The organism is Candidatus Propionivibrio aalborgensis (assembly GCF_900089945.1).
Classification (GTDB): domain Bacteria; phylum Pseudomonadota; class Gammaproteobacteria; order Burkholderiales; family Rhodocyclaceae; genus Propionivibrio; species Propionivibrio aalborgensis.
The window spans coordinates 1-5,803 of the sequence record NZ_FLQY01000275.1 but is presented as its reverse complement, the minus strand read 5'-3'; the positions used below and the strand labels follow the sequence as shown (position 1 = coordinate 5,803).

General features: G+C 57.8%; 6 protein-coding genes. 1 reads left to right on the top strand and 5 read right to left on the bottom strand.

Going from position 1 to position 5,803, the window contains the following annotated elements:
* On the bottom strand, positions 1-322 hold a 322-nt coding region (locus tag PROAA_RS12870), incomplete at its 3' end, for an SAM-dependent methyltransferase (protein WP_186411726.1).
* 43 nt (positions 323-365) lie between these two features.
* Between PROAA_RS12870 and PROAA_RS12865 the strand changes: the two genes are divergently transcribed.
* A complete protein-coding gene (locus tag PROAA_RS12865) occupies positions 366-722 on the top strand; it encodes a YhbY family RNA-binding protein (protein ID WP_186411725.1) in 357 nt (118 codons plus the stop codon).
* Positions 723-742: 20 nt separating this feature from the next.
* Here PROAA_RS12865 and PROAA_RS12860 read toward each other — a convergent pair whose 3' ends face one another.
* The 4 genes from PROAA_RS12860 to PROAA_RS12845 form a co-directional block, all read right to left on the bottom strand.
* Positions 743-1,204 carry a DUF4149 domain-containing protein gene (locus PROAA_RS12860; RefSeq protein WP_186411724.1) on the bottom strand — a complete coding sequence of 154 codons (462 nt, stop codon included), beginning with the start codon at positions 1,202-1,204 and terminating at the stop codon, positions 743-745.
* Positions 1,205-1,269: 65 nt separating this feature from the next.
* Positions 1,270-1,746: a transcription elongation factor GreA gene (gene greA, locus PROAA_RS12855; RefSeq protein WP_186411723.1), complete on the bottom strand. Its 477-nt coding sequence runs from the start codon at positions 1,744-1,746 to the stop codon at positions 1,270-1,272.
* A gap of 147 nt (positions 1,747-1,893) precedes the next feature.
* Entirely contained in the window at positions 1,894-5,100 is a 3,207-nt protein-coding gene (gene carB / locus PROAA_RS12850; RefSeq protein ID WP_186411722.1) for a carbamoyl-phosphate synthase large subunit, read from the bottom strand.
* Between the two features lie 3 nt (positions 5,101-5,103).
* On the bottom strand, positions 5,104-5,803 hold a 700-nt coding region (locus tag PROAA_RS12845), incomplete at its 5' end, for a carbamoyl-phosphate synthase small subunit (RefSeq protein ID WP_186411721.1).

Sequence of the window (5,803 nt, the reverse complement as noted above, 5' to 3'; positions counted from 1 at the left end):
TTTCAAGCTTCTGCAGCACATCTTCATCACGAAAATCGCCCTGAATGAAGTCAACGCCGCCCACAGGATCCATTTCCAGCAAATCCAGCGCGATGACCCGGCCCCTGCCTTTCATCCGCTGAACGGCAACCTGCGACCAGCCGCCGGGAGCCGCACCGAGGTCAACGACGATTTCATCGGGACGAAACAAACGGTCCCGGTCATCAATCTCCATGAGTTTGAACGAAGCACGGGATCGATAACCCTCGGCCTTGGCGCGCTGCACGTAGTGATCATTCACGTGTTCGCGCAACCACGCATTACTCGTTCTGGTTCGTTTCATTGCCTAAACTCGGTAGAATGCGCCCTTTGCGCAAGGTTACTGAATGCTTGATATAACTGCCGACCAGCGACGTGAGCTGCGTGCCCGTGCCCACGCTCTCAACCCCGTCGTTTCCATCAGCCAGAACGGGCTGTCCGAATCGGTCATGCAAGAGATCAGCACCAGCCTTGACAGCCATGAATTGATCAAAATCCGTGTCTTCAGCGACGATCGGGATGTGCGCGAACAGTATCTGGCCAGCATCTGCGAGCAACTTGGGGCCGCACCAGTACAACACATCGGCAAATTGCTTGTTGTCTGGCGTCCGCTACCCGCGCCTAGAGTACCACCTCGACTGCGCCGAAGCCCTCCAGTGCCGCGCCGCAGCAAGCGCAGCTTTCAGGGCGGATCACGCGGCTAGATCTGACCGCCGGATTTCGCCTACCTTGCCCCACGCCCCGCACACACCACGACCATCAAGCCAAGCAGACTCTGCAGCAGGTAGAGAATGCTCGAAATGCCATGCCAGGCGACGAACCGATCACGCAAGACACTGTCCATAACCTCGCGCGGCAATGCATCGGCCTTCAATTGCGCAAGCAATGGATGAATTCCGAACTGGCCGACCGCAGTCAGCAGCAGCATCACCAGAACGACCCAGAAGGCCCGTCGTTTCAGGACGGTACTGCCTTGGCTGAACAGCATGAAGGACAGCAGATAGGCCCCGCAACCCAGGCCCACCCAGCCGATCAGCGTGAACAACTTGCCGGCAAGCATGCCGGCCAAATGCCGATCGGCCAGCGTCGCAAAAAGAGTCGGTGCGACGAGATAACCAATCGCCCACAAACCGCCGACCCACAAGGTCAGGACAACAAAGAAGAGCGCTTCGGAAATACGTCGCACGGTCGGGCCTCGCGAACAACACTAGGAACAGAAAACGTCAAAAATCTGAATCACCAATCAGCCGGTTATTCGTAACGCACATCGAGCACTTCGTATTCGCGCAAACCACCCGGCGCCTGAACCTGCGCAATGTCTCCAGCATATTTCCCGATCAGTGCGCGCGCTATCGGGGAATTGACTGAAATCTTTCCGTCCTTGATATCGGCCTCGTCTTCACCAACGATCTGATAGGTTACCGGCAATCCGGAATCCTGATCCTCAAGGTCAAGCGTCGCGCCGAAGACACAGCGCCCATCGGCATCAAGCAGCTTGGGGTCGATGATCTGTGCATTGGACAGTTTGCTCTCGACCTCCTTGATACGACCTTCGACGAAACCTTGACGTTCCTTGGCGGCATCGTATTCGGCATTCTCCGAAAGATCACCGTGCGAGCGCGCCTCGGCGATCGCCGCAATCACGCTTGGCCTCTCGACTGTTTTCAGTTGATGCAGTTCGGCACGCAGTTTTTCCGCGCCCGTAACAGTTAAGGGAACTTTGCTCATTTCGTTTACTACCTGAGAATAACCGCCTGCGACCTGATCATAGGCAACACGGGCGGTTCAACAATCATTTATCATTTCCGCGCAAGACGCGCCTGAATCACAAAACCGAATGGCGCAAGGCCCGAAGCAAACCCCACCCCACTCCCGTCAACCCAGTTGTTCGTGCAACGACTGGATCGGGTAGACGACTAGCTCACCACAGCTTTTGATGCCTACGGCCGCTGCCTCAGCGCCCCATATCGTGGTGTACATCGTAACGCGTGCTGCCAGTCCGGTTGTGCGAATGGAGCGTGAATCGCTGACCGCCTGACGTTTCTCGTCCACTGTGTTGATGATCAACGAAATCTCATTGTTCTTGATCATATCGACAACATGCGGCCGTCCTTCGGTCACCTTGTTGACCACGGTAACGGGAATCCCGGCACTAGCGATCGTCGATGCAGTTCCACGCGTGGCCAGGATGGCAAACCCAGCGGAGTGCAAGTCCCGGGCGATTTCCGCAACTTTGCTCTTGTCCGACTCCTTGACGCTGATGAACACCTTGCCGGACGCGGGAAGTTTAACACTTGCCGCCATCTGGCTCTTTACGAATGCTTCCTCGAAGGTCTTCCCGACACCCATCACTTCACCGGTCGATTTCATCTCGGGGCCGAGAATGGTATCCACACCGGGAAACTTGTTGAAGGGAAACACAGCCTCTTTGACCGAGTAGTAGGGCGGAACGATTTCCCGGGTGACCCCCTGACGGGCCAGCGACTGACCGGCCATGCAGCGCGCGGCGATCTTCGCCAACTGAAGCCCCGTAGCCTTGGAAACGAAAGGCACTGTGCGTGACGCACGCGGATTCACTTCCAGAACGTAGACCACATCGTCCTGGATGGCAAACTGAACGTTCATCAGACCGCAGACATTAAGTGCCCTGGCCATCAAACTGGTCTGCCGACGAAGTTCGTCCTGCACTTCCGCCGACAGCGAATAGGGCGGTAGCGAGCAGGCCGAGTCGCCTGAATGCACCCCGGCCTGTTCGATATGCTCCATCACACCGCCAATGATGACCGTCTCGCCGTCGGACAGGGCATCGACGTCAACTTCGACCGCGTCGTTGAGAAATCGATCAAGCAGCACCGGCGAATCATTCGATACCTTGACCGCTTCGCGCATGTAGCGCTCAAGATCGCGTGGCTCGTGCACGATTTCCATTGCCCGGCCACCAAGTACGTAAGATGGCCGAACGACCAGCGGGTAGCCAATTTCGGCAGCCAGCCTCAACGCATCGGGCTGGGTACGCGCCGTGCGATTCGGGGGTTGCTTGAGGCCAAGATCCTGAAGCAGCTTCTGAAAGCGCTCCCGATCCTCGGCCGCATCAATCATGTCCGGACTGGTACCGATGATGGGCACTCCGTTCGCTTCAAGGTCTCGCGCCAGCTTGAGCGGCGTCTGCCCGCCGAACTGCACGATGACGCCAACCGGCTTTTCAATGGCGACGATTTCGAGCACGTCTTCGAGAGTCAACGGCTCGAAATAGAGGCGATCCGAGGTGTCATAGTCGGTTGAAACCGTCTCCGGATTGCAATTGACCATGATCGTTTCGTAGCCGTCTTCGCGCAACGCGAGTGCCGCATGCACGCAACAGTAGTCGAACTCGATCCCCTGCCCGATGCGGTTCGGACCACCGCCGAGCACCATGATCTTCTTTCTGTCGCTCGGCTTCGACTCGCACTCTTCCTCGTAGGTCGAGTACATATAGGCGGTACTGGTCGAGAATTCTGCCGCGCAGGTATCAACACGCTTATAGACAGGACGAATGCCCAGCGAATGACGACGGGCGCGAACCAGCGCTTCGGTTGACTTGAGCAGCTTGGCCAGACGCCGATCTGAAAATCCCTTGCGCTTGAGTTCACGCAAAGCCCCGGCATCTATCTCTTCAAACGCCATATCATCGAGCTCCATCTCGATCCTGACGATATCCTCGATCTGCGCCAGAAACCAGGGATCGATGTGCGTCAGGGTGTGAACCTCATCCAGCGTAAACCCGTTCTCGAAAGCATCGCCGACATACCAGATGCGTTCCGGTCCGGGCTCCCCGAGTTCACGCTCAAGTTCCTCGCGGTCGGTTGTCCGCTGGTTCATCCCGTCGACGCCCACCTCAAGGCCGCGCAGCGCTTTCTGGAAGGATTCCTGGAAAGTGCGTCCGATGGCCATTACTTCGCCGACCGACTTCATCTGTGTGGTGAGATGCGAATCGGCCTGAGGAAACTTCTCAAAGGCAAAGCGCGGCACCTTGGTCACCACGTAGTCAATCGATGGCTCGAAAGAAACCGGCGTCTTGCCGCCCGTGATTTCGTTGGCCAGTTCATCGAGCGTGTACCCCACGGCCAGCTTGGCCGCCACCTTGGCGATCGGAAAGCCGGTTGCTTTCGACGCCAGCGCCGAAGAACGCGAAACACGCGGGTTCATTTCGATGACGATCATGCGGCCGTCTTCAGGACAGATCGAAAACTGCACGTTCGATCCGCCAGTATCCACCCCGATCTCGCGCAGGACGGCCACCGAGGCGTCGCGCATGATCTGGTATTCCTTGTCGGTCAGTGTTTGCGCCGGCGCAACGGTGATCGAATCGCCGGTATGCACACCCATCGGATCAAGGTTCTCGATTGAGCAAACGATGATGCAGTTGTCCTTTTTGTCGCGGACCACCTCCATCTCGAATTCCTTCCAGCCGATCAACGACTCCTCGATCAAAAGCTCGTTGGTCGGGCTGGCTTCGAGCCCGCGCTTGCAGATTTCGACGAACTCCTCCTGGTTGTAGGCAATACCGCCACCCGAACCGCCCATCGTAAAGGACGGACGGATAATGGTCGGGAAACCCAGCGCAGCCTGTACCTGCTGCGCTTCCTCCATCGAGTGCGCCATTGCCGAACGTGCCGAACCGAGGCCGATCCTGGTCATCGCGTTCTTGAATTTTTCGCGGTCCTCGGCCTTGTCGATGGCATCCTTCGATGCGCCGATCATCTCGACGCTGAATCTGGCCAGTACGCCGTGCCTAGCCAGATCGAGCGCACAGTTGAGCGCGGTCTGGCCGCCCATGGTCGGCAGCAGAGCGTCGGGGCGCTCCTTTTCGATGATCTTCTCGAGAACGTTCCAGGTGATCGGCTCGATGTAGGTCACATCGGCCATTTCAGGGTCGGTCATGATCGTCGCCGGGTTCGAATTGACCAGGATCACCTTGTAACCCTCCTCGCGCAGAGCCTTGCAGGCTTGTGCTCCGGAGTAGTCGAATTCGCAGGCCTGACCGATGACAATCGGGCCGGCACCTATGATGAGAATACTCTTCAGGTCAGTACGCTTGGGCATGAGTTACTTTCCCTCGGCCTTCTTGTCTTGCATCAGCTTGATGAAACGGTCGAACAGGTAGGCCACGTCGTGCGGGCCGGGGCTCGCCTCCGGGTGTCCCTGGAACGAGAACGCCGGAACATCGGTGCGCGCAACGCCCTGCAAGGAGCCGTCGAAAAGCGAAACATGCGTCGGCCGCAAAGTGGCTGGCAGCGTGTCGGCATCGACCGCGAAACCATGGTTCTGGCTGGTGATCATGACCTGATGGGTGTCGAGATCCTTGACCGGATGATTGGCGCCATGATGGCCAAACTTCATCTTGACGGTCCTCGCTCCAGAGGCCAGCGCCAGCAACTGGTGGCCAAGACAGATGCCGTAGGTCGGAATTCCGCGGTCCAGCAGTTCGGCGATCGCCTTGATCGCATAATCGCAGGGCTCCGGATCGCCGGGCCCGTTGGAGAGGAAAATACCAACCGTCACCTTGCAAGCTCTGGCCGCAAGCATGCGCAGGATATTGCGCTTGACTCCATAGTCGAAGGCAACGACGTGAAACTTCGTTTCAGGAGCCGGCTGATAACCGGTCAATGACCACTCGCCCTCATGCCATTCATAAGGCGCATCGACCGAAACCACCTTGGCCAGATCCATGCCGGAGAGCCCCGGGAAAGATTGTGCCTCGGCTATGGCGCTCGCTTCGTCAACCTCGACAGCCATGATGCATCCG

Bases quoted from the DNA above. Each gene is read 5' to 3' on its own strand.
- carB (WP_186411722.1), bottom strand. From the start codon at position 5,100: ATGCCCAAGCGTACTGACCTGAAGAGTATTCTCATCATAGGTGCCGGC.
- greA (WP_186411723.1), bottom strand. From the start codon at position 1,746: ATGAGCAAAGTTCCCTTAACTGTTACGGGCGCGGAAAAACTGCGTGCC.
- PROAA_RS12865 (WP_186411725.1), top strand. From the start codon at position 366: ATGCTTGATATAACTGCCGACCAGCGACGTGAGCTGCGTGCCCGTGCC.